Origin of the sequence: Modestobacter sp. NPDC049651, assembly GCF_040659695.1 — a bacterium.
GTDB lineage: Bacteria > Actinomycetota > Actinomycetes > Mycobacteriales > Geodermatophilaceae > Modestobacter.
Window position 1 is genome coordinate 14,639 of record NZ_JBFAOG010000019.1, and the last position, 24,256, is coordinate 38,894.

Below are 24,256 nucleotides of genomic sequence, written 5' to 3' on the forward strand. Positions count from 1 at the left end.
ATGGCGGCGGTCGCCTCAATGGAGGTGGCCGCCGCCGTCGCAGATCAGCGTCTGCCCGGTGACCATCCGCGCGTCCGGGCCGGCCAGGAACGACACGAGCCCGGCCAGGTCGTCGGGCTGCACCCGCCGGCGGATCGCCTGCTGCGCCATCGTGCGGTCGAAGGCGGCCTCGTCGTTGTACTGCTCGGTGCCCGGGGTGGCGACCTGCCCGGGCATCACCGCGTTCACGGTCACGCCGTGCTCGCCCAGCTCACGGGCGAGCACCCGGGTCATGCCGATCACCGCGCCCTTGCTGGCCACGTACGCGAGCTGGCCGGGGCTGCCGGTGAAGAAGGTCCGCGAGGCGACGTTGACCACGCAGCCCCGGTCGCCGGCGACCAGGTGCGGGTGCGCGGCCTGGGTGGCCAGCGCGTAGCCGACCGCGTTGACGGTCAGGTAGCGGAGCAGCTCGTCCTTGGTGCTCTCGGTGTAGGGGCGGCGCGGCGAGATCAGCCCCGCGTTGTTCACCAGGACGTCGATGCCGCCGTGCTCCGCCGCGATCGCGGTCATCGCCGCCTCGAGCTGGTCGGGCTCGGTGACGTCGCACCCGGTCCAGACGGCGGCCAGGTCGTCGTCCTCCGGGCGCAGCACGTCCAGGACCGCCACGGTGTGCCCGTCGGCCCGGAGCCTGCGCGCGATGGCGGCGCCGATGCCGCGTGCCGCCCCGGTGACCACTGCTGTCGTTCCCATGCCCCGGACGCTAGGGGGCGTGGTCGGCACTGCTCCTCCCCCCCCCTCGGCCCGCCTTCCTCGCGCGCCATCCCGACAGCAACCACGGAGCGGCCGATCGGCCGGCTGACCTGGGGATTCGTCTGGTGAGGGTGGTCCTCCTCCGGTAGACTTCGTACACACGTTCGAAGTCGTCGGGAGGTGTCGTGCACGCACTGTTGGCGTTGCTCGGTGACCTCTCGCGGCAGGACCTGCACGAGCTGACCGACGAGGAGTCGTTGGACCGGACGGCGCTGCTGGTGGCGGCGGGGAACATGGTCGCCGCGGAGCTGACCCGCACCGTGCGGCACGCGGAGACCACGCAGGCGCCGGAGCGCGATGGCTTGAAGTCGATGCGGTCGTGGCTGGTCGGGCACCAGCGCATGTCGGCGAACGACGCGTCAAAGCTGACCCGGGCCGGGCGGACGCTGCCGTCCTTCCCGCTGGTGGCGGCCGGGTTTGCCGAGGGTTCGATCAGCGCGGCGCAGGTGGACGTGATCGCCGACGCGGTGGGACCGAAGGAGATCGCCGCCGCTGCGGCGCAGGGCATCGACCTGTCCGCCTTCGACGAGGCGTGGGCGCGAGTGGCGCGCGAGTCCTCCCACGAGGCGCTGAAGGTCGCGGTGCAGGCGTTCGAGGCTGCGCTGGACCCCGACGGTCCCGAGCCTGACCCGACCGAGGTGCGGTCGTTGCGGATCGTCAAGCACGCCGATGGCAGCACGACCGGCAGGTGGGACCTGGACGCGGTGGCCAGTGAGAAGGTGCAGGCCGCCCTGGAGTCGCAGGTTCAGGCCGACCGGCCGAAGGGCGACACCCGCACGCGGGTTCAGCAGCAGGCGGACGCATTGGTGCAGATCGCGGACAACCAGCTCGCCGGTGGCCAGCTGCCGGTGCTGCGTGGGGAGAAGCCGCACGTCGTCGTCCAGGTGGCGCTGGAGGACCTGATCGACCCGTCGACCGGCGCCCAGACGACGACGATGGGGTTCGGGGCGCAGATCTCTGCCGCGCGGGCCCGGTGGCTGGCCTGCGACGCGGTGGTCTCCCGGGTGGTGATGGGTCCGGACGGGACGCCGTTGGACTACGGGCGAAAGCACCGGATCGTCCCGGCGGGACTGCGTCGGGCGGTCGTCGCTCGGGACAAGACCTGCGTGTTCGCCGGCTGCGGCGCACCGCACTGGTGGGCCGATGTGCACCACCTCGTGCACTGGATCAACGGCGGTGAGACCGGCCTCGAGAACTCAGCCCTGTTGTGCGAACGGCACCACACCAAGGTGCATCACGGGTTCACCGTCGAGCGAGATCCCGGCGGTCGATGGCGCACCTATCGGCCCGACGGCACCGAGATCCTCATTGGTCCCCTCATCGGCGGACGGGACGGACCGCGCTGCTGACCCGAGGAAACCTGGAGACGAGGTGCCGACACTGTCCGTATGCCTCGGTGGTGCGTCGGCGTCGACGTGCGCGCGGTCGAGCCGCTGGACGACTCGGTCCTCGAACGATTCGACGGGTTCCGGCCCGATGAGGAAGAGCAGTGCGTCTGGGTTGACCAGCGCGACCGTGCCCTGCTCCACGTCACGTTCGAGGTGCCCGCTCCGGATCCGTACGCCGCGCTCGAGCTGGGCCGCGGAGTTGCCGACGACGCGCTGGGGCTCCTCGCCCCCGCCGGTCACGTCGTCCACGTGTCGGCCACGGACCCCGATGACGAGACCGGCTGGTACGTCGACTGGGCGCCCGCAGCCCCAGCGCCGGTCCGGCGTCCCCGGCGCTCGCTCTGGAGGCGCGGCCGCCCATGAGCCTGCGCTGCCGGCCGACGGGCGGTGCCCGCGCTCGCCCGGTGGGATGCTGCGCGGGTGCCCGATCCCGCTGAGCTGCGCCGGCGGGTGCTCGCCGCCTGGACCGACTCCCCGGCCCGCTTCCGCGAGGACGCCAACGCCGAGGAGGACCTGGTCCGCGGCGGCTACCGCGACCGCCTGCTCGTCGAGCTCGCGCAGAACGCCGCCGACGCCGCCGCCCGCGCCGGCGCCCCCGGCCGGCTCCGGCTGACCCTCGACGGTGACACCCTCCGCGCCGCCAACACCGGCGCCCCGCTCGACGACGCCGGCGTCGAGGCGCTCGCCACCCTCCGCGCCTCTTCGAAGCGCGAGGGCGCCACCGTCGGCCGGTTCGGCGTCGGCTTCGCGGCCGTCCTCGCCGTCACCGACGCGCCCGCCGTCCACTCCACCGACCGCTCCGTCCGCTTCAGCGCCGACGACACCCGCGCGGCCGTCGCGCAGGTCCCGCAGCTCGCCGACGAGCTCGCCCGCCGCGACGGCGCCGTCCCGGTCCTCCGGCTGCCCTTCGCCACCGACGGCCGCCCACCCGCCGGCTTCGCCACCGAGGTCGTCCTCCCGCTGCGACCGGGCGCTCGGGAGAGCGTCCGCGCCGCGCTCCACGACCTCGACGCCGAGCTGCTCCTCGCCCTCCCGGAGCTTGCGGACGTCGAGGTGGTCCTCGACGGCGCCGAGCGCACGATCAGCCGCCACACCACCGGCGACCGCACCGAGCTGACCGACGGTGGCACGGTCACCACCTGGCGCGTCACCACCGCCGACGGCGAGCTGCCCGCCGAACTGCTCGCCGACCGCCCGGTCGAGGAGCGCGACCGCCGCGGCTACACCGTCACCTGGGCCGTCCCGGTCGACGCCGACGGCCGGCCGCAGCCGCTGCCCGGCCGGCAGGTCGTGCACGCGCCGACGCCGAGCGACGAGCCGCTGTCGCTGCCGGTCCGGCTGATCGCGCCCTTCCCGCTCGGCCCCGACCGCCGGCACGTGGCGCCCGGCGCGGTCACCGCGCACCTCGTCGACGTCGCGGCGGCCGGCTACACGGAGCTGCTCACCGCGCTGCCGGCCGACCCGGCGCTGCTGGCGCTGGTCCCGCGGGCGGGCCTGGCCGCCGCTGAGCTGGACGCCGAGCTGTGCGCCGCGGTGCTCGACCGGCTCCGCGCGCGGGAGTGGCTCCCCGCCGCCGACCCCGAGGACGCACCCCAGCGCCCCGACCGCGCCGTCGCCCTCGACAACCCCACGCCCGAGCGGGTCGCCGCGCTCACCGGGGTGCTGCCCGGCCTGCTCCCCGACGGCTGGTCCCGGCGTGCCGACGCCCCGGTGCGAGCAGTCCTCGGTGTCCGCCACGCCGGCCTGGCCGAGGTGGTCGAGGCGGTGCGGTCGGTGCAGCGGCCGCCGCAGTGGTGGGCCGCGCTCTACGCCGCGTTCGCCGACGCCGACCGCGACGAGCTCGCCGCGCTGCCCGTCCCGCTGGCCGACGGCCGCACCGCGCAGACCCCCGCCGGGGTGCTGCTGACCGACGAGACGCTGCCTGCCGCCCGGCTCGCGCCGCTGGGCCTGCGCATCGCCGACCCCGCCGCCACCACCGGGGCCGCCCGCCGCGCCCTCGAACGGCTCGGCGCCCGCCCGGCCACCGCGGCGGCCGTGCTCGCCGACCCCGACGTCCGGGCGGCGGTGGAGAGCTCGCTGGACCGCGCCGACGACGGCGAGGACGTCGGCCCGCTCGCCGACGCCGTCCTCACCCTGGTCGCCGCGGCCGGCACCACACCCGGCGAGCTGCCCTGGCTGGCCGACCTCGCGCTGCCCGACGCCGAGGAGGGGTGGGCGCCCGCGGGGGAGCTGCTGCTGCCCGGCTCCCCGCTCGCCGGGGTGCTCGAGCCCGGCGCGCTCGGCACCCTCGACCGCCGGTTCGCCCGCCGGCACGATGCCGACGCGCTCCGTGCCGTCGGGGTGCTCGACACCTTCGCGCTCGCCACCGCCGAGGACCCCGACGACCTCGACGTCGACCGCGCCGAGGAGTGGGCGGACGCCGTCCTCGACCGGCTGCCCGCCGACGTGCCGCCGACGGCGTGGCCGCGGCTGACCGCCGTCCGCGACCTCGAGCTGGTCCGCGACTGGCCCCGGGCGCTGCCGCTGCTGGCGGCGCTGCCGGCCGAGGCGCGCGCCGACGTCGACCTCGGCGGCACCCCCGTGCCCGGCTACCTGCGCTGGTGGCTGCGCACCTCGCCGGTGCTCGACGGCCGGGCACCGGGGCGGCTCCGCCACCCGGAGGGCGAGTCGTTGCAGGGACTGTACGAACCGGCGTCCGGCCTGGTCGACGCCGTGCTCGACCTGCTCGCGCCGCCCCGCACCGTCGCCGACGTGCTGGCCGACGTCGACGACGCGCTCGACCTGCTCGACCGGCTCGCCGACCCCGCCCGCCGGGTCCCGCCCGGCACGCTGCGCACCGTGTACGCGCAGCTCGCCGCCGCGCTGGACGGCGTCGACGCCGATCCGCCGGCGCGGGTGCGGGTGGCGCCGGACCGGGTCAGCGACGAGGCGGTCGTGCTCGACGCGCCGTGGTTGCAGTCACTGGTCCGAGCGGACGTCGTCCCGACCGGCGGGCAGCCCGACGCCGTCGCCGACCTGCTCGACCTGCCGCTGGCCAGCGAGCTGGTGTCCGGGCGGGTGACCAGCCGGCCGCTGCGCACCCTCGACTGGGCGGACGTGCCCGGCGCCGACCTGGCCGCCGCCCGCCTCGGGGTCGCGCGGCTGGCCGGCCGGGTCGCGGTGCACGCGCCGCTGGCGGTGACCGGCGGGCACGAGGTGCCGTGGTGGCCGGGCGCGGACGTCGACGCGGTCGACGGCACCCCCGCGGCGCTCGGCCGGGCGCTGGCCTGGCGGGCCGGTGCCTGGCCGCAGCGGGCGGCGCTCACCGAGGCGTTCGCGTTCCCCGACCGCGCCGCCCAGCTGGCCGCCGAGGACGCCGTCGGCTGACGGCGCCCCCGGCGGGCGCCTCCTAGAAGTACCGCGGGATCGCCTGGGCGCCGGGCGCGTGACCGTGCCGGCTGTCGGCGCGCGGGGCGCCGGCCGGCCGGGTGCCGCCGCGGGGGACCGGCGCGTGCGCCAGCCACTCGGTGTGCAGCGAGAGCCACTGCTCGGCGGTCAGCTCGCCGGGCCGCGCGGTCGCCGGCAGCCCGGCGGTGCGCAGCCAGCGCACCCCCGAGGTGCCGGGCAGCTGCGCCCGCAGCACCGCTCCGAGCGGCTGGCGGTGCGCGGTGAGCACCGCGTGCACCAGCCGGTCGAACCCGGGGTGGGCGTCGTCGGGCAGCGCGGCGCGGGCGTCGGCCGCGGCGCCGGTGGGAGCAGGGACGGGACGTGACATGGGGGTACCTCCGGACGAGGACGAGCGGCAGCCCGCAGTTCCCGGCGGGCAGGCCGGGGGAGGGGGTGTGATCAGGCCGGCCCCGCGCAGAGGGGGCCGGACGGCGCGGCCGTCAGCTCAGACGGTGCGCAGCCGCAGGTAGGTGTCGCCCATGTCCGGAACGGTAGGGACGCCGCCGGCCGGCGTCCAACGAATTGACCGCGAGGTCAGGAGGCGCGACGGGCCTGCTTCTCGGCCTGCTTGGCCTTGGCAGCGGCGTAGCGGGCGGCGTCCTTCTCCCGCGAGCCCTTGGTCCGCTCCCACTTGGCGGCGCGGCGCTCGGCGCGCAACTGCTCGCGGGTCTCGTAGTCGGGGTGCTCGTCCCAGCCGCTCGCCATGGTCAGCACCACCGCGACCGCGCCGAGGAAGACCAGCACGCACACGCCGAGGATCGGGTCCTTCACGAACGCCAGCACCGAGGCGACGGCCCACACGGCCCAGGAGATCGCGACCCACTTCCGCATGACCGCCAGTATCCGCGCCGGACCTGTGTGGCCCGGGCCTCACCCGGGCGACGGCAGGAAGTGGCCGTGCGGCGAAGGCTGCGCGCCGGTGCCGTGCAGCGGGGCGTACGCGGTGGCGAACAGCGTCGCCAGCAGCTCCGCCCGGCTGCCGACGCCGAACTTGGCGAACACCTTCTTCAGGTGGTCCTGCACGGTCCACTCCGACAGCGCCAGCGCGCGGGCCGCCGTCCGGGTGGTGGCGCCGGCCAGCACCTGGTCCAGCACCTCCCGCTCGCGCGGGGTCAGGCCCACCGAGCGGACGACGATCTCGGCCAGCTGGTGCGGCCGGATGCGCTCCACGACCACCGCGACCGAGCCGGCCAGGGCGGTGACGTGCAGCGCGAGCCACCGCCCGTCCGCCGTGGCCAGGGCGCCGCTGGCCCCCGCCCCGGCCCGCTGCCGGGCCACCGCGGCGGCCACCACCTGCGGCACCTCGCGCGGGTCGACGACGGCCAGCAGCCCGGCCGCCTCGGGGGTCATCTCGGTGATCCGGCCGTCCGCCGCGCAGAGCACCAGCCCGGTGAGCACGCCGTCCGGTTGCGGCGCGGTGGCGGCGCCGCGCAGCAGCGCCCGGCGGAGGCGCCCGCCGAACGGCCGGCCTAGCGCGGCCAGCCGGGCGGTCTCCGCGGCGGTGAACCGGCCGCCGCTGCGCAGCAGCACCAGCGCACCCCACGGTGCGCCGCCGTCGGAGAACACCATCCGGAACTCGTCGCTGACCCCGCGCGGCTCGAGCACCTCGCGGAACCGCGGCGAGCGGAGCGGGTCGCCGGCGGTGCGCCCGGCGAGGCTGCCCGCCTGCGCCGAGCGGGGCGCGGCCGCCAGGTCGGCGAGCTTGAGGACGTCGGGGACGCCGTACTCGTTGGCGAACACCGCCGCCTCCAGCGCCTCGTCCCGCGGGGCGCCGTCCAGCACGCACGACGTCCACATCGTGGTGAGCGGGTCGACGGTGGCCCACACGGCGAGGTCGGCGCCGACGTGCGGGCGCAGCAGCGCGCCGGCGGCCCGCCGCAGCTCCACGTGGTCGGCGTCCTCCGGCAGGCCGCGCGCGAATGCGCGCAGCAGCCGCTCGCCGGCCGCACCGGGACCTGCTGCTGCCACGGGACCCCCCAGGTTCTCGGGATGCCGGGGAGGGCCGCCCGCTCCCTAGCGTCGTCCGCGGCACGACCGGGACGGACCCGGCCGAGCCTAGGGAGGAACCGATGGACACGGGGTACACGGCGCCGCGGCACGACGACGCCTTCCCGCTCATGGGCGCGCAGGCCACGGTGCTCGCCGACGGCCCGCAGACCGCCGGCGCCTGGGAGGCGCTGGAGATGACGCTGGCGCCCGGCGCCCGGTCACCGCTGCACACGCTCGCCGTCGACAAGCTGTTCTACGTGGCCGCCGGCCGGGTGACCCTCGTGCTCGGCGGGGAGACGGTCACCGCCGACGCCGGCGGCTTCGCGCACGTCCCGGCGGGCACGCCGCACTGCTACCGCAACGACGGGGACGACGGGGCGCGGCTGGTCGTCGTGGTCACCGGGGCCGGCCAGGTGGCGTTCCTGCGCGGCATGAGCGCGCTGACCGCCGGCGGACCGCCCGACCCGGCCGCGGTCGCCGCGCACGCCGCCGGGCACGGGGTGGCGATCCTGCCGACACGGGAGGCCTGACGGGGGTGCCGACGGCCGGGGAGCCGGGCATGCTGAGGCCATGCCCGACCTCTCCGGCCCCCCGTTCCGTGCCGACCACGTCGGCAGCCTGCTGCGGCCCGCCGAGCTGCTGGACGCCCGCGCCCGGCACGCCGCGGGGGACATCGACGACGCCGAGCTCCGCGGCGTCGAGGACGCAGCGATCGCCGACGCGGTGCGCCTGCAGCGCGACGTCGGCCTGGCGTCCGCCACCGACGGCGAGTTCCGTCGCGCCACCTGGCACATGGACTTCATCTACGCGATCAACGGGATCAGCCGGGTGGAGGGCGAGGGCCGGGTCGTCCACTTCCACAACTCCGACGGCACCGTCGACTGGGCGCCGGCCGGCCTGCACGTCGACGGGCCGCTGTCGATCGACGAGCCGATCTTCGGCCGGGACTTCGCCTACCTGCAGTCGCAGGTGACCGACGGGCAGACGGCGAAGCTGACCATCCCGTCGCCGTCGATGGTCCACTACCGCGGCGGCGCGGCGAACATCGATCCGGCCGTCTACCCCGACGAGGAACAGTTCTGGGACGCCCTGTCCGCGGCCTACCGCCAGCAGGTCGCCGGCATCGCCGCGCAGGGCTGCACCTACCTGCAGCTCGACGACACCAGCCTGGCCTACCTCAACGACCCCACCCAGCGCGCCCAGCTGGCCGAGCAGGGCCGGGACGCCGAGCACCAGCACGAGCGCTACATCCGGCAGATCAACGCCGCGCTCGCCGGCCGGCCCGCGGGCCTGACCGTGACCACCCACCTGTGCCGGGGCAACTTCCGCTCCTCCTGGGTCGCCGAGGGCGGGTACGACTTCGTCGCCGAGGCGCTGTTCGGCGGCCTGGACGTCGACGGCTTCTTCCTGGAGTACGACGACGCCCGCTCCGGCGGGTTCGAGCCGCTGCGCTTCGTGCCCCCGGGCAAGCGGGTGGTCCTGGGCCTGGTGACGACGAAGCGGGCGGAGCTGGAGAGCAAGGACGACCTCAAGCGGCGGATCGACGAGGCGGCCCGGTACGTGCCGCTCGAGCAGCTGGCGCTCTCGCCGCAGTGCGGGTTCTCCTCGACCGTCGAGGGCAACGCGCTGACCCGCGACGACCAGGTGGCGAAGCTGGCGCTGGTGGTGGAGACCGCCGCGGAGGTGTGGGGCTGAGGCTCCCGTGCTGGTCACGCGCCTGGACGGGACCTGTCGGGCGGGTGAACGGGAGCCGGCGGACCCGGCGTGGCGGACCGCGCCACGCCGGGACCCCCTTGTGCACGACGCACCGCAGTCCCTAGCGTTCCCGCAGCGGTTCAACCAGGTGCCGCGACCGGGCCCTCGTGGTCCGGCGCACACGCCGGGGGACCCGCCCCGGTGAGACACCGCCGGAGGGCATCATGACGGCTTCACCCCTCACCATCGACCCGACCCGCATCCACGTCCGGACCGCGCCGTCCGCCGACGGGTGCACCGTCGTCGTGACCGGGGAGGTCGACTCCACCACCGCGCCGGGCCTGCGTGGTTGCCTGACCGACGTGCTCGGTCGCCCCGGGATCACCGCGGTCGAGCTGGACATCAGCGGCGTCACCTTCCTGGACTCGGCCGGGCTGTCGGTGCTCGCCACCGCCCACCGGGACGCCGTGGCCGCCGGCGTGCGGCTGACGATGCGCTGCGGCACCGGCCGGGCCGTCGTCCGCCCCCTGCAGATCACCGGGCTCTGGGACGTCTTCGCCGTCGTCGACGCCGCCTGAGCCCCGCTCCCACCGACCCCTCCGCGGCGCCGGGAGCCGCTGCGCCACGATGACCGGGTGGAGACCGCGCCCGAGACCCCGCTGACCGTCCCGCCCGCGCTGCACCCCGACCTGGCGGCGCTGGTGCCGCAGCTGGCCGGGCCGGCGCTGCGGGACGTGTCCCTCGCCGAGGCCCGGCGTCGCTTCGCCGCGCTGCTGGAGGCCGGGCTCGCGGGTGCTCCCGAGGTGCCGGCCGAGGACCTGGTGCTGCGCGGCGGGCTGCCCGTGCGCACCTACCGCCCGGCCGAGCCGCAGGGCGCCACGGTCGTCCTGCTGCACGGCGGCGGCTGGTCGCTGGGCGGCGTCGCCGGCTACGACGGGCTGGCCCGGCGGCTGGCCGCGCGGCTGTCGGCCGTCGTCGTCTCGGTGGAGCACCGGCTCGCCCCGGAGCACCGCTTCCCGTCGGCGGTCGCCGACGCGGTGCTGGCCACCCGCTGGGCGCTGGCGCACGCCGGGGCGCTCGGCGGCGACCCGGCCCGGGTCGCGGTGGCCGGCGACAGCGCGGGCGGCAACCTCGCCGCGGTGGTGTGCCAACAGCTGCGGACCGCCGGTGGCGCGCAGCCGGCCGCGCAGCTGCTGCTCTACCCCGTGGTGGCCGGCCGGGCCGACCAGCCCTCGGCGCAGGAGTTCGGGCACCTGCCGTTCCTGCCCCTGACCGACATGGGCTGGTACACCCGGGCCTACGTGCCGCGGGGCACCGGGCCGGACCCGCGGCTGAGCCCGCTGGACGGCGACCTCACCGGGTTGCCGCCGGCGCTCGTGGTGACCGCGGGCTGCGATCCGCTGCGCGACTCCGGGCACGCCTACGCCGAGGGGCTGCGCTCGGCCGGCAGCCCGGCCGAGGAGCTGGCGCTGCCGGCCATGCCGCACGGGTTCGCCCACCTGGTCGCCCTCGCCCCCGCTGCCGACGCCGCGCTGGGCCGCGTGCTCGACCGGTTCGCCGCGCTGCTGGGGTGACCGGCGGTCAGCTGGCCGGGTCGCGGTCGGGGTAGCGGGCCCGGGCCAGCGCGTAGACCCCGAACGCGGCGAAGCCGGCCGCGACCGCGGTGAGCAGCCACTGGCCGGTCGGCACCGCGCCGATCGCGTTCATCGCGCCGTCCAGGCCGGTCGCCGTCGACACGTCGGAGGTCGCCGCGGCGTGCACCAGCAGACCGCCGGAGAGGGCGAAGGCGATGCCCTTCGCCACGTAGCCGACCGACCCGATCCGCTGGATCAGCGGCTCCCAGCGGTCGGGGGCGGCGGCCAGGTCGACGTCCCGCATGAAGCCGCCGGTGAAGCCGCGCACCAGCACGTAGAGCCCGACCGCCGCCACCCCCAGGCCGGCCGCGACCACCAGCGCGGCGCCGCCGGGGATGGCCAGCGCCTCGTCGGTCAGCTCCCGGAAGCGCTCGTCGGCCTGGTACTCCAGCCCCACCGCGAAGAACAGCGCGGTGGCGCCGAGCGCCGCGTACACCACCGCCTTCGCGCCGCACTTGGCGACGACGACGGCGACGCGCAGCCGGTGCTCCGGGCGCAGCAGACCGGTCCACCAGCGCAGCACCTCGCCTGCCTGCCACAGCGCCAGCGCGAGCAGGCCCAGCCCGATCACCCACAGCAGCACCCGGCCACCGGTCGAGTCGGCGACGGTCTGCAGCGCGCCGGTCTGGTCGGCGTCCTCGGTGCGGGGCTGCACGAACCAGGCGATCCGGAACGCCAGCCAGCCGATGAGCACGTGCAGCACGCCGTAGGCGACGAGCCCGACCCGGGCCAGGTGCTCGAGCACCGGGTGGTCGGTCACGTCACGGGCGCGGGCGACCGCCTCGTGCACCCGCCGGACGACGGAGCCCACCGGGCGTCAGCGCTGCGGGTAGCGCGCGCGGAACAGCAGGTAGACGCCGAACGCGACGATGCCGAGCGCGACCAGGGTGAGCAGCCACTGGCCGGCGGGCGCGTCGAGCACCGTGCGCATGGCGCCGTCCAGGCCGCTGGCCTTCTCCGGGTCGAAGGTGAACGCGGCCCAGGCGAGCAGCGCGCCGACGAGGGCGAGCGCCACGCCCTTGGCCGGGAAGCCGACCAGCCCCAGCCGCTCGACGGTGCGGGTGGCCCGGGGCGAGGCGGAGGCGGTGTCGATGTCCTCGAGGAACTTGCGGGTCACGCCCTTGTGCACGTGGTAGACCCCGATGCCCAGCAGCACGGCCGCCGCGACGACCACCCAGAACCGGCCGCCGGGCCAGCCGAGCACGCCGGACACGGCCTGCTGCTGCTGGCCGGCGCTCGAGCCGCCGCCGCCGGTGGCGAACTGGACGGCCGACCAGCCCAGCGCCGCGTAGACGACCGCGGTGCCGATCGTCTTGACCGCCTTGAACCCGGCCTTCGCCTTCTCCTTGCCGTCGTCGGCCCGCGCGCTGCGCAGCCGGAGCAGCTCGGCCAGCTGCCACAGCGCCAGCGCGAACAGCCCGACGGCGATGACCCACAGCAGCGGCTTGCCCAGCGGCTTCCCGGCCAGCGTCGCGAGCGCCCCGGACTGGTCGGCGGAACCCCCGCCGCCGCCCCAGGCCAGCTGCAGCGCCAGCCAGGCGACCAGCAGGTGCACCACGCCGTAGGCGACCAGCCCCACCCTGGCCAGCCCCTGCAGGGCGTCCGAGTCGCCGGCTCGTGCGGCCGTCCCGCTGGCGGTCATCGCCGTCTCCTCGCAGCTCGTGGCCCGGTTCCAGGCCGGGCCCCCGCCCCGGCGCGGCGATCAGCGTGGCACAGAGGAGGCCGCTCCGCCGCCGGAGGCCGCCGGGCGCCCGGTCCGCCGGTCACGCACCCACCGCGGTGGGGGAGACTGGTCGGCGTGACGAACGCGGTGACCGCCGGCCAGCTGGCCGGGACCCTCCCCACCACCCCGCAGCAGGCGCGCTCCACCTGGCCTCGCACGGCCGCCGTGGGCGTGGCCCTGGTCGTCCTCGGCGTGGTCGCGGTGGCGTGGCACGACAGCGGTGCCCGGCTGCTGCTCGGTGCGCTCGGCGTCCTCGCCGCCGCCCGCGGCATCGGCATGCTGCGTGCCGCCCGCGCCGGTGAGCTCGCCCCCGGCGCCGCGCCGTTCGGTGCCGCGGCCACCTGGCTGGGCCTGGTCGCCGTCGTCGTCGCGCTGGTGTCCGGCACCGCCACCGGCTGGGTGCTGGTCGGCGGTGCGGTGCTGGCGCTGCCGGCGGTCGCCGCGTCCACGTCCGGCCGCCGCGCGGTCGCGTGGGCCGGGGCGGTCGCGGTGCTCGCCGCCGCGGTCGTGGTCGGCGTGGCTGCCGGCACCGGTGCGCTGCTGACCACCGCGGCCGTCGCGGTCGGCCTGGCCGCGGTCGGGGTCGGGGTGGCGGACCTGGTGGGGGCCGCGGGCATGCGGCGGCTGGCCCGGTCGGAGGCGTTCGCCGACGCCTACCCCGCGCCGGGCGCCGGCTGCGGCAGCTGCGCGTGCGGCTCCGGCGGGTGCGGCGGCGGCCTGGGCTGACCCGCCCGGCCGGTCCACCGTCCGGTCGTCATGACGACCAGACGTTCCCTCGACGTCACCTGCGCGTCATCGGGGCCTCCTAGCGTCGGTGCCCCACGGCGGGCGGGCGATCCCTGCCCCGCCGGCACCACGACCGGCCGGCAGCCCCGGCCGAGGCAGGAGGACCACCCGCATGACCCTGCTCGACCTGACCCCGCCCGCCACCGGCACCGACGAGGACGTCGTGGCCCCCGGCTGGGTCTGCGACAACTGCACCGCCGAGAACGCCCGCGTCCGCAAGCGGTGCGAGGACTGCGGCACGACCCGCGACTGAGCGGGGACCAGCGGCGACCGGTCAGCGCAGCGCTGCCACCAGCGAGTGCAGGTACGCCGCGCCCGCTGCGTCGTCGGTGAGCCCGGGCACGGTGCGCACCGGGTACGGCCGCGCCGGCAGCGGGCCGGCCGGCCGCACGTCGACGTGGGTGACGCCGTGCCCCAGCGCGTGCAGCTGGTCGGCCATCGCGTAGTCGGTGCGGGAGTCGCCGAGGGTGTGCCAGACGCGGGGGAGCGGGCCGTCGGCGGCCAGCAGCTCCAGCGCCCGGCGCGCGCCGAGGTCCTTGCCGCAGGCTGCGGACTCCACGTCGGTCGCGATCACCGACGGGTCGATCCGCCACGGCACCCGGCCGTCGGCGTCCGGGAACTCCTCGGCGCCCAGCCGGACCCCGAGGCCGGCGGCGCGCAGGGCGGCCAGCAGGTCGGCGTCGAAGGCGGCCTGCGCGGCCGCGTACTCCCCGGCCGGGACGTCGGTGCGCGCCTCGACGGTGGCCATCGCCAGCTTGCTGTCGTCGACGAACACGGCACTGTCGTGGCCCCCGGCCACCAGGTCGGCGACCACCTCCCCGCACACCGACGGCACGGTGAGCTCCGGGTCGACGGTCACCGGGCCGAGGCCACCGGGTCCGCCGGCCGCCCACACCGCGCCCTTCTCGCACACGGCGTGCAGCCGCGCGCCGGCCGGCAGGCCCGCGGCCACCAGCGGTCCGACCACCCGCTCGGCGACGAACGCGGCCGACCGGCCGGTGTTGAGCACCACCGGCACGCCCGCGGCCAGCAGCGTGCGCAGGTCCGCGGCGAGGCCCGGCGCGGCCATCGTGCGGGTCACCGGGCTCGCGACCGGCCCGTCGACGTCGAGCAGCAGGCCGAGCGGCGGGGTGTCCACCGGCCCATCGTGCCGACCCGCGCGTCGGCGTTTGCCACCGGGCGGGACGGGCGACCGCAGGAGCATGCCCGACCTCGCCGCCACCGCCGGACGCGCGGTCGCCGTCGCCTTCGCCGCGCTCACCCGGGCCACCGGGCACAAGCCGCTGCACCCGCACGGCGTGCTGTTCGACGCGGTCCTGGAGCGCACCGGCGCCCGGCCGCCGCTGGGCGTGCCGTGGCTGGACCGGCCCGGCACCGACGACGTCCTGGTGCGCGTGTCCCGCGGCGCCGGCCTGCCCACCTGGCTGCCGGACCTGCTCGGCCTCGCGATCCGGGTGCCCGGCCGGGAGGACGGTGACCCGCCGGTCGACCTGCTGCTGTCGGGGTCCGGCAGCGGACCGCTCACCCGGCAGGTGCCGGCGCTGCACCGGCAGGCGGCGGCCACCTACGGCTCGCTGATGTCCTACCGGTCGTCGTCCGGGCCGATCGCGCTGGCGGCGTTCCCGCAGGGCCGCGGGGTGCCCGCCGACCGGGAGGACCTGGTCGCCCGCGGCGCGGGCGTGCGGTTCACGCTGGCCGCCGCGCCGGGCCGGGGTGGGTGGCGGCCGTTCGCCGAGGTGGAGCTGCGCGCCCCCGCCGAGCCCGCCGACCCCGACCTGCACTTCGACTCGATGGCCTTCCCGCCCCCGGGGCTGACCACCGGCGGCCCGATGGCCCGGTTCCGGCGGCCCTCCTACGCCGCGGCGCGGGCGGTGCACGACGGAGGTGCGGGCGTGCTGCGGGCGGCGGGCGACGCGTGAGCGGGCACGTGTTCGTCGTGGGTGCCGACCTGGTCCGGCTCTCCTGCGACGACGTGCTGGTGCCCACCGACCGCTCGCTGCGGGTCACCGCCAGCTGGCTGCCGCTGATCCCCGGCGACCAGGTGGCCGCCCGCGACGACGACGGCGCGCGGCTGACCGGCGGCTGGGACGGCGCCGAGCGGGTGCGCGAGCTGCCCGGCTGCGGCAGCCGGCGGGTGTGGCTGATCGACACCGTCGACGAGGGCGGGGACGCCGATGACGCCGCCGACGAGGCCGCCGGCCGGGGGCTGGCCTGGCTGCTGGAGGGCGCGCGGGAGGCGCTGGCCGCGGTGGCCCGCCGTGAGGTGGCGCAGCCGGCGCACGGCCGGGCGCGGCGGCTGGTCGGGCTGCCGGCGCTGGGCACGGGCTGGGGCGGCGCGGCCGGCCGCCGCGGCGAGCTGCTGCGCCAACTGCTGCCGGTGCTGCGGGCGGCGGCGGAGGAGCACGGCTTCGACGTCGCGCTGGTGCTGCGCCGGCCCAGCGACCTGGCCGCGGCGCAGCGGGTGCGGCGCGCCGAGGGCGGCGGCTGGGACCTGCCCGACGACCTGCACGAGGTCGCCGGGCAGCTCGGGGCCCGGGCCCGGGCCGGCGGCCGCGCGGTCTTCCTCGGCGCCGGGGTCAGCGCCGCCGCGGGCCGGCCGACCTGGCTGGCGCTGCTCGACGACCTCGCCGACGAGGCCGGGCTGGACGACGACCTGCGCGCCGGGCTCGCCCAGCTGCCACCGCAGGACTCCGCGGCGCTGCTGGCCCGCGAGCTGGGCCGCGAGGCGCTCGCCGGCTACGTGCAGGACCGCTTCGGCCCCGGCCCCTACGCGCTGGCGCACGCCCTGGTCGCGGGCCTGCCGGTGCGGGAGTTCGTGACCACCAACTACGACCCGCTGGTCGAGCTCGCCGCCGCGGACGTCGGCCGGCCGCTGCGGGTGCTGCCGTTCGACGACCCGGACGACGCCGCGCCCCGCTGGATCCTCAAGCTGCACGGTGACGCCGCCCACCCGGAGAGCGTGGTGCTGACCCGCGAGCAGTACCTGGAGTTCGGCGCGGGCCGGACGGCGCTGGCCGGGGTGCTGCAGTCGCTGCTGCTCACCCGGCACGTGCTGTTCGTCGGCACCTCGATGCTGGACGACGACCTGATCCGGATCGCCCACCAGGTGCGCAGCGTGCTGACCGCGCCGCAGCCGGAGCAGGCCGGACCGCGGCGCAGCGGCACCGTGCTGGCGCTGCAGGACGACCCGGTGCGCGCCCGGCTGTGGGAGCAGGACGTCGACACGGTCGCGATGGCCGGCCGCGCCGACCCCGCCCCGGAGGCCGCCCGCCGGCTGGAGGTGCTGCTGGACCTGCTCGGCTGCGTGTCCGCGGAGCCCACCGGTTACCTGCTCGACCCGGCCTACCGGGGGCTGCTCGACGAGGAGGAGACGGCGCTGTCGGGCGCGCTCGGCGAGGTCGCGGCGGTGCTGGACGGCGGCTCCGCGCACAGCTGGGCGGGGCACGAGGTGCGTGACCTGCTCCGCCGCCTGGGTGCCGCCGGCTGACGCCCGTTTCCCCGGCGGGGCGGTGGGGGATGGGCGGGGCATGCGCCCGCACCTCGACCAGTCGATCCCGATGCTCGCCAGGGGCTACGCCTGGCTGCCGGACCTGCGCCGGGGCCGCCGGTCGGTGCGCACCCGGCTGGTGCTCGCCCGCCCGGCGCTGGGGGTGGCGGGCCAGGACGGCGCGCGGTTCGTCTACGACGAGCGGAACGTGCGCCGCGGCGGGGCGCTGCCCGAGCCGGTGTCGGCGACCCTCTTCGGCGAGGGCGGGGTGCACCACCTGGACGGCGCGGAGCACCGCGTCCGCAAGGCGATGTTCGTGCAGCTGCTCATGGGCGAGGGCGTCGGCGACCTGGTCGACGAGGTGACCGCCGCCTGGGACGCCGCCGTGCCCGGCTGGACCGCCGCCGACCGGGTGGTGCTGCAGGACGCCGCCGCCGAGGTGCTCACCGCCGGGGTGTGCACCTGGGCCGGGGTGCCGGTCGACCCCGCGGACCTGCCCGCGCTCGCCCGCGACCTGACCACGATGGTCGACGGCTTCGCCACCGGCGCGCCCCGGCACTGGCGGGCCCGGCGCGCCCGGCAGCGCCGCGAGGCCTGGGGCGCGGGCCTGGTCGAGCAGGTGCGCGCCGGGACCCTGACGCCGCCGCCCGGGTCGGTGCTGGACGTGGTCGCGCGGCACCGGGACGCCGAGGGCGAGCTGCTGTCACCGCGCACCGCCGCGGTCGAGGTGCTCAACGTCGTCCGCCCGACGGTCGCCGTCTGCTGGTTCGTGGCGTTCGCCGCGCACGCGCTGGAGCGCTGGCCCGAGCACCGGGCACGGCTGCGCACCGGCGACCCGGCGTTCGCCACCGCCTTCACCCACGAGGTGCGCCGCTTCTACCCGTTCGCCCCGTTCATCGGCGGCCGCGCCCCGCGCGACGTCGAGTTCGACGGCCAGCAGGTGCCCGCCGGGTCGATGGTGCTGCTGGACCTGTGGGGCACCGACCACGACCCGGAGCTGTGGCCCGAGCCCTACGCGTTCCGCCCGGAGCGCTTCCTCACCGCCGACGACGCGGTGCGGGAGATCGGCCCGTGGGAGCTGGTGCCCCAGGGTGGCGGCGACCCGCGCACCGGCCACCGCTGCCCCGGCGAGGACGTCACGGTGGCGCTGCTGTCGGCGCTCGCCGTCCGGCTGGCCCGGCTGGACTACACGCTCCCCGAGCAGGACCTCACCATCTCGCTGGCGCGGATCCCGGCGAAGCCGGCCAGCGGCGTGGTGGTGACGGACGTCAGCGCCGGCTGAGGACCGCCGACCAGCCCGGCGCCGGGCGGGGCTGTTGCGCGGACACCGCGGTCGATAGGTTGCCGGTGTGGTCGCCAGCGCGCGGGACGTGGTCCGCGTCACCGGCGCGGCCACCGCCCGGCCGATGGTGCTGGTGCACGGGTTCGGCTGCGACCAGGAGATGTGGCGGCTCGTCGTCCCGGACCTGGCCACCGACCACCGGGTGGTCACCTTCGACCTGGTCGGCTTCGGCCGCTCCGACGTGCGCGGCTACGACCGCGAGCGGTACGGCACGCTGCACGGGCACGCGGCCGACGTCGTCGCGCTGTGCCGGGAGCTGGAGCTGCGGGACGTCGTCCTCGTGGGCCACTCGGTCAGCGCGATCATCGCGGTGCTCGCCCAGCAGCAGGCGCCGGAGCTGTTCGGTGCGCTGGTGCTCATCGGCCCGAACCCGCGGTACGTCGACGACGGCGACTACACCGGCGGGTTCTCCCGCGACGACATCGCGGCCCTGCTGGACGCGCTGGACAGCAACCAGCTGGCGTGGTCGGCGGCGATGGGCCCGGCGATCATGGGCAACCCGGACCGCCCCGAGCTGGCCGAGGAGCTCACGGCGAGCTTCTGCCGCACCGACCCCGGCGTGGCCCGGCACTTCGCCCGGGTCACCTTCCTGTCCGACAACCGCGCGGACCTGCCCGGGGTGACCGTCCCGACGCTGGTGCTGCAGTGCGCCGACGACGTCATCGCCCCCGAGGTCGTCGGCCGCTACGTGCACCGGGCGGTCCCGGGCAGCACCTTCGTGCAGCTGGCCGCCACCGGCCACTGCCCGCACCTGAGCGCCCCGGCGGAGACGGTCGCCGCGATCCGGGCGTTCCTCGAGGGCGCTCGGTGAGCGCCGACGCCATGGACGCCGGATCGACGGACCCCGACCCGCGGCTCGCGGCCCTGCTCTCCGACGACCCCGAGGAGCTGTTCGAGAACGCCCCCTGCGGCTACCTGTCCGCCCGGCCCGACGGCACGGTGGTCAAGGTCAACCGGACCCTCTGCGGCTGGCTGGACCGCCCGCGCGAGCAGGTGCTCGGCGCCCGGTTCGACCGGCTGCTGAGCGTGGGCGGCCGGGTGCTCGTGCAGACGCACCTGGTCCCGCTGCTGCGCACGCAGGGCGAGGTGCGGGAGATGGTGCTCGACCTGATCCGCCGCGACGGCTCGTCGCTGCCCTGCCTGGTGCACGCCCGCGAGGTGCGCGACCCGGACGGCGTCCCGCTGCTGGTGCGGCTCACCCTGTTCGACGCGACCGCGCGCCGCCGCTACGAGCGGGAGCTGCTGGCGGCGCAACGCGCGGCCGAGGAGTCCGAGGTGCGCTCCCGGACCCTGCAGCGGGTCGTCGGCGAGCTGTCGGCGGCGGTCACCCCCGGGGACGTCGCGGCCGTCGTCGCGCGCCGGTCCCGCCGGGCGGTCGGCGCCCGGGCGGCCGGGCTGTGGCTGGTCGACGAACCTTCGGGTGTCGGGGACGGCGAGCCGCGGGTGGCGCTGGCCGCGCAGGACGGGCTCGGCGACGACCTGGTCCGCGAGCTGGACCGCACGACCGCCGGGCGGGTCGGCGCGGTGCTGTCCTCCGGGGTGCGCAGCGTGCCGGTGGGCCCGCAGCTGGCCGCGGCCTGGCCCGCGCTCGCCGCGGCGCTGACCGCCGCCGGGCACACCGGGCTGGTGGTCGCCCCGGTCGCCGCCGATGACCGGCTGCTGGGCGCGCTCGCGGTGTTCCTCGGCCCCGGCGGCTCCACCGGCGGGCTGCTCAGCCTCGTCGACCCGACCGGCCCGCCGGTGCTGGAGGAGGCCGACGTCGACCTGCTCGCCACGCTCGGCCGGCAGGCCGGCCAGGCGCTGGAGCGGGCCCGGCTGCACGAGGTCACCCGGCAGCAGGCCGAGCGGTCGGGCTTCCTGCTGGACGCCGCCCGGCTGCTCGCCGGCGCCACCGGGGTCGCGGAGACGGTCGAGCGGCTGGCCGAGATGGTGGTCCCGCGGCTGGCCGACATGTGCCTGGTCGACCTGGTCACCGAGCAGGGGATGGACCGGGCCGTCGCCCGGCACGGCGACCCCGCCCGGCAGCACCTGGTCGACGAGCTGCGCGCCTGGGCGCCCCCGTACCGCGAGCTGCCGCACCCCGCGCGGGCGGCGATGGAGCAGGGCCGTACCCGCTGGTTCCGCGACGTGACCGACGAGTGGCTGGCCGGGGTGGTGCGCGACCCGGCCGAGCTCGCCGCGGTGCGCGCGCTGGAGCTGTCCGACGTCGTCAGCGTGCCGCTGCAGGCGGAGGGGCGGACCCTGGGCGTGCTCACCCTCAGCGCCGACCGCCGGCGCCGGCCGTTCACCGCCGCGGACGTCGAGCTCGCCGAGCAGCTCGCCGTCCAGGTGGCGATGGTGACCAGCAAGGCGCAGCGCTTCGACTTCGAGCTGCAGACCTCGCACACCCTGCAGGCGACGCTGCTGCCCCCCGGGCCGCCGGCGGTCCCGGGCCTCGCCATCGCGGTGCGGTACCTCGCCGCCACCCAGGGCGCCGACATCGGTGGCGACTTCTACGACGTGGCCCCGCTGTCCGGCGACGGGACGGGCCAGGTGGCGATCGCGGTCGGCGACGTCGTGGGCCACGACATCACCGCGGCGGCCACGATGGGCCAGCTGCGCAGCGTCTACCGGGCGCTGCTGGTGGAGAGCCCGGCGCCGTCGGTGGTGGTCGACCGGCTGCAGGCCAGCTGGCCGCTGCTGGGCCTGCAGCGGATGGCCACCGCGCTGTTCGCCGTCCTCTCGCCGGCCGACGGCGGCCTCACGGTCGCCTCGGCCGGGCACCCGCCGCCGCTGGTGGTGGGGTCCGGGCGGGCGGGCTTCCTGCCGGTGCGGCCGAGCCCGATGCTCGGCGCGGCGGCCGTGCCGGCCGCCACCTGGCGGGGCGTGCTGACCCCGGGCGACACCCTGGTGCTGTACACCGACGGCCTGGTCGAGAGCCGCACCAGCGACATCGACGAGGGGCTGGAGCGGTTGCGGGAGGCCGCCGTCCGCTGGTCGGGGGCACCGCCGGACGAGCTGGTCGACCGGCTGCTGACCGAGCTCACCGGCACCCACCGCGCCGACGACATCGCGCTGCTGGCGCTCACCTGCGGTCCGTGACGGGCCCCCTCACGCGCACTCACCGAAGACGACGATGTGCCCCTGGCCCCGGTCCTCGCGCCGGTGGTCGCCGCAGAGGCTGGACACGTGCCGCTGGGCGGCGTCGAGGGTGTCGCTCCACTGGTCGATGGCGGTGTAGGTGCGCGCCCAGTCGCCGCAGTCGCAGCGGGCGGTGCGCTCCGTGGGCGGATCGGCGGGGGCCAGGTCGATGCGGTGCGTGGTCACCCCCTCATCCTCCTGCGGCGGCCCGGCGGGCGGGTGCCGGCCGGGTCCCGGGTCTCGACCGGCCGGGAAGGGGTGCGGTGCGCGTAGCGTCGGCCCCGACGCCGGCCCGGCGTCCAGAGCCCCCCGCTGACGGGGGAGATCGGCGGTCCCTCATGGGGTCCACCACGATCCAGCCGACCCGCGCGCGTCCGGCGGCCCGGCCGTGACCACCATCCGCCGCACCCGCGTCCCGGCGCACCCGCCGGCGCCGACCGGCGGCCCGGCGCCCGGTCCCGGCGAGGCGGACCGGGTGCGGCTCGCGCTCATCGACCCGCCCGAGGGGCGGACCACGCTGGACGGGGCCTGGTGGCCCCGGACCCGCAGCTTGGGCGACGAACTGCCCGGCCTGGTCCAGGAGCTGCACCGCCGGGGGATCCGGGTGACCCGGGTGGCGTACAACCCCGACGCCTGGGAGGCCGCACCGCGACGGCTGCCGGCCGACGGCCGGACCGTCCGGCTGGGCTGGTTCCGCAGTCTCGACCGGCAGCTGGTCAACCTCACCGGCGATCCGGCCCGCGGCCGGCTGGACCTGCTCGTCGTCCCCCCGGACACCGCGTCGGCCGATGCGCGGCGGGCCTTCGCCGACGCGTCCGACCGCGCGAACCGGCGCACCCCCACCACGCTCCTGGCCGGTCTCCACCCGGCCGCGGCGTCCTCCTGACGACGGTCCGCCGCCGCGCCGCCCGGTTCTCCCCGGACCCGGGGGAGGGCGCACGCGGCGGCGGCTCGTCGCCGGGGCCGGGAGCGCGTACGGTCGGCGGTGTCCGGAAGGGGTGACACCCCACCTGCGGGTGCCCACCGAACCGGCGACTGCACCACTGCGGAGCGGACCATGTCCACGCTCGAACCCCCCACCACCCCTGCTCCCGGGCCGCCGCTCCCCGGCGACGTCGCGACCCGGCCGGGTGGCCCCGCGGACCCGTCCGGGACACCTGCTCCCTCCTCCGGACGGCCGGCCCGGGCTGTGCGCAGCACCCGCACCGGCCGGGTCTGGGTCGGGGTCTGCGCCGCGGCGCTGATCGCCGTGGCGCTGCTGGTCTTCATGGTGCAGAACACCCAGACCGTGCAGGTGACGTTCCTCGGGCTGTCCGGCAGCACCTCGCTGGCGTTGATGCTGCTCATCGCGGCGGTCGGCGGGATCCTGCTGACCCTGCTCCTGGGCAGCGTGCGCATCCTCCAGCTGCGCCGGGCGGTCCGCCGCCGCCGCGACTGAGCCGGGTCTGCCGGGCACCCGCACGCGGCCGGCGGGGTACCGCGGGACCGTTCTCCTGGCCCCCGACCGTCGGGGCACCAACGGGTAGCCTGGTGACGTGACGCCAGCAGCCGCCCGGCTGCTGCAGCTCGACCTGGGCACCCTCTCCCCGCTGCTCGAGCGGCTGGAGGCCGCCGGGCTGCTGCGCCGGGCCCGCGACGAGCGCGACCAGCGCACCCTCGCCCTGGTGCTCACCGACGCCGGGCGGGCGCTGCGCGCCGAGGTGGAGCGGGTCCCGGCCGGCACCGTCGAGCGGCTCGGCCTGCCGGCCGAGGACCTGGTGACCTGACGCCGTGCACCACCGCACCCGGAGCGATCCCGCACGACGAGCCCCGAGCAGGAGACGGCCGTGACCCAGCCCGCGCAGCAGATCGAGGGGCTGGACGCACCCGTCGTCCGGCCGTCGCCGCACCGCTGGCTCTGGTACGCCTTCGGCGGGCGCCTGCCGGCCCGCCACCGCGGCTGGGTGCTGTTCGACACCACGACCCGCACCTGGGGCCTGCGGCACGTGGCCCGCAGCCTGGTGCAGATGGCGGTCCCGATCATCGTGATCATGGCCGTGCTGCCCGCCGGGTGGGGCCTGCGGGCCGCGGTGTGCGGCGGCGGGCTGTTCCTCGGGTTGATCTACTCGCTGGCCTACATGCCGGAGACCACCGAGCACCGGGTGGTGAAGGCCGGCTACCCGGCCGGTCTGGCCACCGCCCTGCGGGACCGCGCGGGAACCGAGCGGCAGGACCGGGAGACCGAACGCCGCCAGGTCGCCGCCGCGAAGCGCGCCGCCCGCTACCAGAAGCGGCTGGGTCGCTGACCGGACATCAGCGGGTGGGGCGGGCCAGGTACGTGACGTCGCCGGCGTCGGGCACCGGCACCTCGGTGAAGCCCAGCCGGTCGTAGAAGCCGCGCGCCCGGGTGTTCGCGGTGACCATGCCCAGGTGCACGGCGGGCACGCCGCGGTCGGCGAGCGCGGCGAGGAACGTGCCGATCAGCGCCCGGCCGTGCCCGGCGCCCTGGGCCGGTGGCAGCAGGTCGACGTGCAGGTGCGCGGGGAAGGCGGCGAGCTCCGGGCGCAGCATCCGCTCGGGGTGGTGGTGCAGCGCGAGCACCTCGTCGTCCGGGGTGACCGGCGGGTCGGCCGGCTCCGGGTACCGGCCGGCCAGCCGGGGGATCCACCGGTCCCGGTAGCCGCGCACGAACGCCGGGGTGTCCGCGGTGCCCAGCACGTAGCCGACCACCCGGCCGCCGTCGTCCAGCACGAACGCGAGCTCCGGCTCGAGGAACAGGTACGGCCCGGCGAACAGGTCGCCCATCAGGGCGTCGTCGGCGTACCGGCCGCGGGCGTCCCCGCCGGCGTCGGCGGTGCGCACGCAGACGTCGTAGACCGCGTCCCGGTCGCTGTCCCG

General features: G+C 77.3%; 27 protein-coding genes. 18 read left to right on the forward strand and 9 right to left on the reverse strand.

From position 1 onward, the window contains the following. Positions 1 to 15 precede the first annotated feature (15 nt). Complete coding sequence (locus AB0J00_RS19515) at positions 16 to 729, reverse strand: SDR family oxidoreductase (RefSeq protein WP_357748028.1); 714 nt, start codon at positions 727 to 729, stop codon at positions 16 to 18. A gap of 257 nt (positions 730 to 986) precedes the next feature. On the opposite strand from AB0J00_RS19515, the gene AB0J00_RS19520 reads away from it, so the two are divergent. The 3 genes from AB0J00_RS19520 to AB0J00_RS19530 all read left to right on the forward strand — a co-directional run bounded on the left by AB0J00_RS19520 (position 987) and on the right by AB0J00_RS19530 (position 5,543). Continuing rightward, positions 987 to 2,138: a DUF222 domain-containing protein gene (locus AB0J00_RS19520; protein WP_357748031.1), complete on the forward strand. Its 1,152-nt coding sequence runs from the start codon at positions 987 to 989 to the stop codon at positions 2,136 to 2,138. Between the two features lie 66 nt (positions 2,139 to 2,204). Beyond that, positions 2,205 to 2,540 (forward strand): hypothetical protein, encoded by a 336-nt coding sequence (locus AB0J00_RS19525; RefSeq protein ID WP_357748033.1) that lies wholly within the window; start codon positions 2,205 to 2,207, stop codon positions 2,538 to 2,540. A gap of 57 nt (positions 2,541 to 2,597) precedes the next feature. Beyond that, the gene (locus AB0J00_RS19530; protein WP_357748036.1) at positions 2,598 to 5,543 is read left to right on the forward strand and encodes a hypothetical protein; all 2,946 of its coding nucleotides are present in this window, start codon (positions 2,598 to 2,600) and stop codon (positions 5,541 to 5,543) included. 22 nt (positions 5,544 to 5,565) lie between these two features. Here the strand turns inward: AB0J00_RS19530 and AB0J00_RS19535 are convergent, their stop codons facing one another. The 3 genes from AB0J00_RS19535 to AB0J00_RS19545 all read right to left on the reverse strand — a co-directional run bounded on the left by AB0J00_RS19535 (position 5,566) and on the right by AB0J00_RS19545 (position 7,571). Further along, positions 5,566 to 5,931: a hypothetical protein gene (locus tag AB0J00_RS19535; protein ID WP_357748039.1), complete on the reverse strand. Its 366-nt coding sequence runs from the start codon at positions 5,929 to 5,931 to the stop codon at positions 5,566 to 5,568. A 206-nt stretch (positions 5,932 to 6,137) separates the two neighbouring features. After that, positions 6,138 to 6,434, reverse strand: coding sequence for a hypothetical protein (locus AB0J00_RS19540; protein WP_357748042.1), 297 nt, complete (start codon positions 6,432 to 6,434; stop codon positions 6,138 to 6,140). Between the two features lie 39 nt (positions 6,435 to 6,473). Further along, a complete protein-coding gene (locus AB0J00_RS19545) occupies positions 6,474 to 7,571 on the reverse strand; it encodes a helix-turn-helix transcriptional regulator (RefSeq protein ID WP_357748045.1) in 1,098 nt (365 codons plus the stop codon). 101 nt (positions 7,572 to 7,672) lie between these two features. Here AB0J00_RS19545 and AB0J00_RS19550 point away from each other — a divergent pair, with 101 nt between their 5' ends. The 4 genes from AB0J00_RS19550 (at position 7,673) to AB0J00_RS19565 (ending at position 10,861) form a co-directional block, all read left to right on the forward strand. Then, positions 7,673 to 8,122 carry a cupin domain-containing protein gene (locus AB0J00_RS19550; protein ID WP_357748048.1) on the forward strand — a complete coding sequence of 150 codons (450 nt, stop codon included), beginning with the start codon at positions 7,673 to 7,675 and terminating at the stop codon, positions 8,120 to 8,122. A gap of 40 nt (positions 8,123 to 8,162) precedes the next feature. Continuing rightward, complete coding sequence (locus tag AB0J00_RS19555) at positions 8,163 to 9,287, forward strand: 5-methyltetrahydropteroyltriglutamate--homocysteine S-methyltransferase (RefSeq protein ID WP_357748050.1); 1,125 nt, start codon at positions 8,163 to 8,165, stop codon at positions 9,285 to 9,287. 224 nt (positions 9,288 to 9,511) lie between these two features. Continuing rightward, a complete protein-coding gene (locus tag AB0J00_RS19560; RefSeq protein WP_357748052.1) occupies positions 9,512 to 9,865 on the forward strand; it encodes an STAS domain-containing protein in 354 nt (117 codons plus the stop codon). A gap of 57 nt (positions 9,866 to 9,922) precedes the next feature. Beyond that, positions 9,923 to 10,861, forward strand: coding sequence for an alpha/beta hydrolase (locus AB0J00_RS19565; protein WP_357748054.1), 939 nt, complete (start codon positions 9,923 to 9,925; stop codon positions 10,859 to 10,861). Positions 10,862 to 10,868: 7 nt separating this feature from the next. Here AB0J00_RS19565 and AB0J00_RS19570 read toward each other — a convergent pair whose 3' ends face one another. Continuing rightward, positions 10,869 to 11,732, reverse strand: a complete 864-nt coding sequence (locus AB0J00_RS19570; protein WP_357748056.1) for a DUF1206 domain-containing protein — start codon at positions 11,730 to 11,732, stop codon at positions 10,869 to 10,871. Positions 11,733 to 11,738: 6 nt separating this feature from the next. Beyond that, a complete protein-coding gene (locus tag AB0J00_RS19575; protein WP_357748059.1) occupies positions 11,739 to 12,563 on the reverse strand; it encodes a DUF1206 domain-containing protein in 825 nt (274 codons plus the stop codon). Positions 12,564 to 12,719: 156 nt separating this feature from the next. Between AB0J00_RS19575 and AB0J00_RS19580 the strand changes: the two genes are divergently transcribed. Together AB0J00_RS19580 and AB0J00_RS19585 are read left to right on the forward strand one after the other, a co-directional pair. Further along, a complete protein-coding gene (locus AB0J00_RS19580; RefSeq protein ID WP_357748062.1) occupies positions 12,720 to 13,370 on the forward strand; it encodes a hypothetical protein in 651 nt (216 codons plus the stop codon). A gap of 172 nt (positions 13,371 to 13,542) precedes the next feature. Next, complete coding sequence (locus tag AB0J00_RS19585) at positions 13,543 to 13,683, forward strand: hypothetical protein (RefSeq protein WP_357748064.1); 141 nt, start codon at positions 13,543 to 13,545, stop codon at positions 13,681 to 13,683. 21 nt (positions 13,684 to 13,704) lie between these two features. Here AB0J00_RS19585 and AB0J00_RS19590 read toward each other — a convergent pair whose 3' ends face one another. Next, on the reverse strand, positions 13,705 to 14,568 hold the full coding sequence (locus AB0J00_RS19590) for a hypothetical protein (RefSeq protein WP_357748066.1): 864 nt from the start codon (positions 14,566 to 14,568) through the stop codon (positions 13,705 to 13,707). Between the two features lie 64 nt (positions 14,569 to 14,632). Between AB0J00_RS19590 and AB0J00_RS19595 the strand changes: the two genes are divergently transcribed. The 5 genes from AB0J00_RS19595 (at position 14,633) to AB0J00_RS19615 (ending at position 21,340) form a co-directional block, all read left to right on the forward strand. Beyond that, positions 14,633 to 15,349, forward strand: a complete 717-nt coding sequence (locus AB0J00_RS19595) for a phosphodiesterase (protein WP_357748068.1) — start codon at positions 14,633 to 14,635, stop codon at positions 15,347 to 15,349. Continuing rightward, positions 15,346 to 16,917, forward strand: a complete 1,572-nt coding sequence (locus tag AB0J00_RS19600) for an SIR2 family protein (RefSeq protein WP_357748070.1) — start codon at positions 15,346 to 15,348, stop codon at positions 16,915 to 16,917. The genes AB0J00_RS19595 and AB0J00_RS19600 overlap by 4 nt, the downstream gene beginning before the upstream one ends. 40 nt (positions 16,918 to 16,957) lie before the next feature. Then, positions 16,958 to 18,199 carry a cytochrome P450 gene (locus AB0J00_RS19605; RefSeq protein WP_357748072.1) on the forward strand — a complete coding sequence of 414 codons (1,242 nt, stop codon included), beginning with the start codon at positions 16,958 to 16,960 and terminating at the stop codon, positions 18,197 to 18,199. A 67-nt stretch (positions 18,200 to 18,266) separates the two neighbouring features. Then, positions 18,267 to 19,070 carry an alpha/beta hydrolase gene (locus tag AB0J00_RS19610; protein WP_357748075.1) on the forward strand — a complete coding sequence of 268 codons (804 nt, stop codon included), beginning with the start codon at positions 18,267 to 18,269 and terminating at the stop codon, positions 19,068 to 19,070. After that, entirely contained in the window at positions 19,067 to 21,340 is a 2,274-nt protein-coding gene (locus tag AB0J00_RS19615) for a SpoIIE family protein phosphatase (RefSeq protein WP_357748078.1), read from the forward strand. The genes AB0J00_RS19610 and AB0J00_RS19615 overlap by 4 nt, the downstream gene beginning before the upstream one ends. Before the next feature lie 9 nt (positions 21,341 to 21,349). On the opposite strand, the gene AB0J00_RS19620 is transcribed toward AB0J00_RS19615, so the two are convergent. Beyond that, positions 21,350 to 21,565 (reverse strand): hypothetical protein, encoded by a 216-nt coding sequence (locus AB0J00_RS19620; RefSeq protein ID WP_357748081.1) that lies wholly within the window; start codon positions 21,563 to 21,565, stop codon positions 21,350 to 21,352. A 202-nt stretch (positions 21,566 to 21,767) separates the two neighbouring features. Here AB0J00_RS19620 and AB0J00_RS19625 point away from each other — a divergent pair, with 202 nt between their 5' ends. The 4 genes from AB0J00_RS19625 (at position 21,768) to AB0J00_RS19640 (ending at position 23,664) form a co-directional block, all read left to right on the forward strand. Beyond that, positions 21,768 to 22,265: a DUF5994 family protein gene (locus AB0J00_RS19625; RefSeq protein WP_357748083.1), complete on the forward strand. Its 498-nt coding sequence runs from the start codon at positions 21,768 to 21,770 to the stop codon at positions 22,263 to 22,265. A 303-nt stretch (positions 22,266 to 22,568) separates the two neighbouring features. After that, the gene (locus tag AB0J00_RS19630) at positions 22,569 to 22,817 is read left to right on the forward strand and encodes a lipopolysaccharide assembly protein LapA domain-containing protein (RefSeq protein ID WP_357748086.1); all 249 of its coding nucleotides are present in this window, start codon (positions 22,569 to 22,571) and stop codon (positions 22,815 to 22,817) included. A gap of 97 nt (positions 22,818 to 22,914) precedes the next feature. Then, positions 22,915 to 23,145, forward strand: coding sequence for a MarR family transcriptional regulator (locus AB0J00_RS19635; RefSeq protein WP_357748088.1), 231 nt, complete (start codon positions 22,915 to 22,917; stop codon positions 23,143 to 23,145). Positions 23,146 to 23,205: 60 nt separating this feature from the next. Beyond that, positions 23,206 to 23,664, forward strand: a complete 459-nt coding sequence (locus AB0J00_RS19640) for a DUF5313 family protein (RefSeq protein WP_357748091.1) — start codon at positions 23,206 to 23,208, stop codon at positions 23,662 to 23,664. Between the two features lie 7 nt (positions 23,665 to 23,671). Here AB0J00_RS19640 and AB0J00_RS19645 read toward each other — a convergent pair whose 3' ends face one another. Then, positions 23,672 to 24,220 carry a GNAT family N-acetyltransferase gene (locus AB0J00_RS19645; protein ID WP_357748094.1) on the reverse strand — a complete coding sequence of 183 codons (549 nt, stop codon included), beginning with the start codon at positions 24,218 to 24,220 and terminating at the stop codon, positions 23,672 to 23,674. Between the last annotated feature and the right edge of the window lie 36 nt (positions 24,221 to 24,256).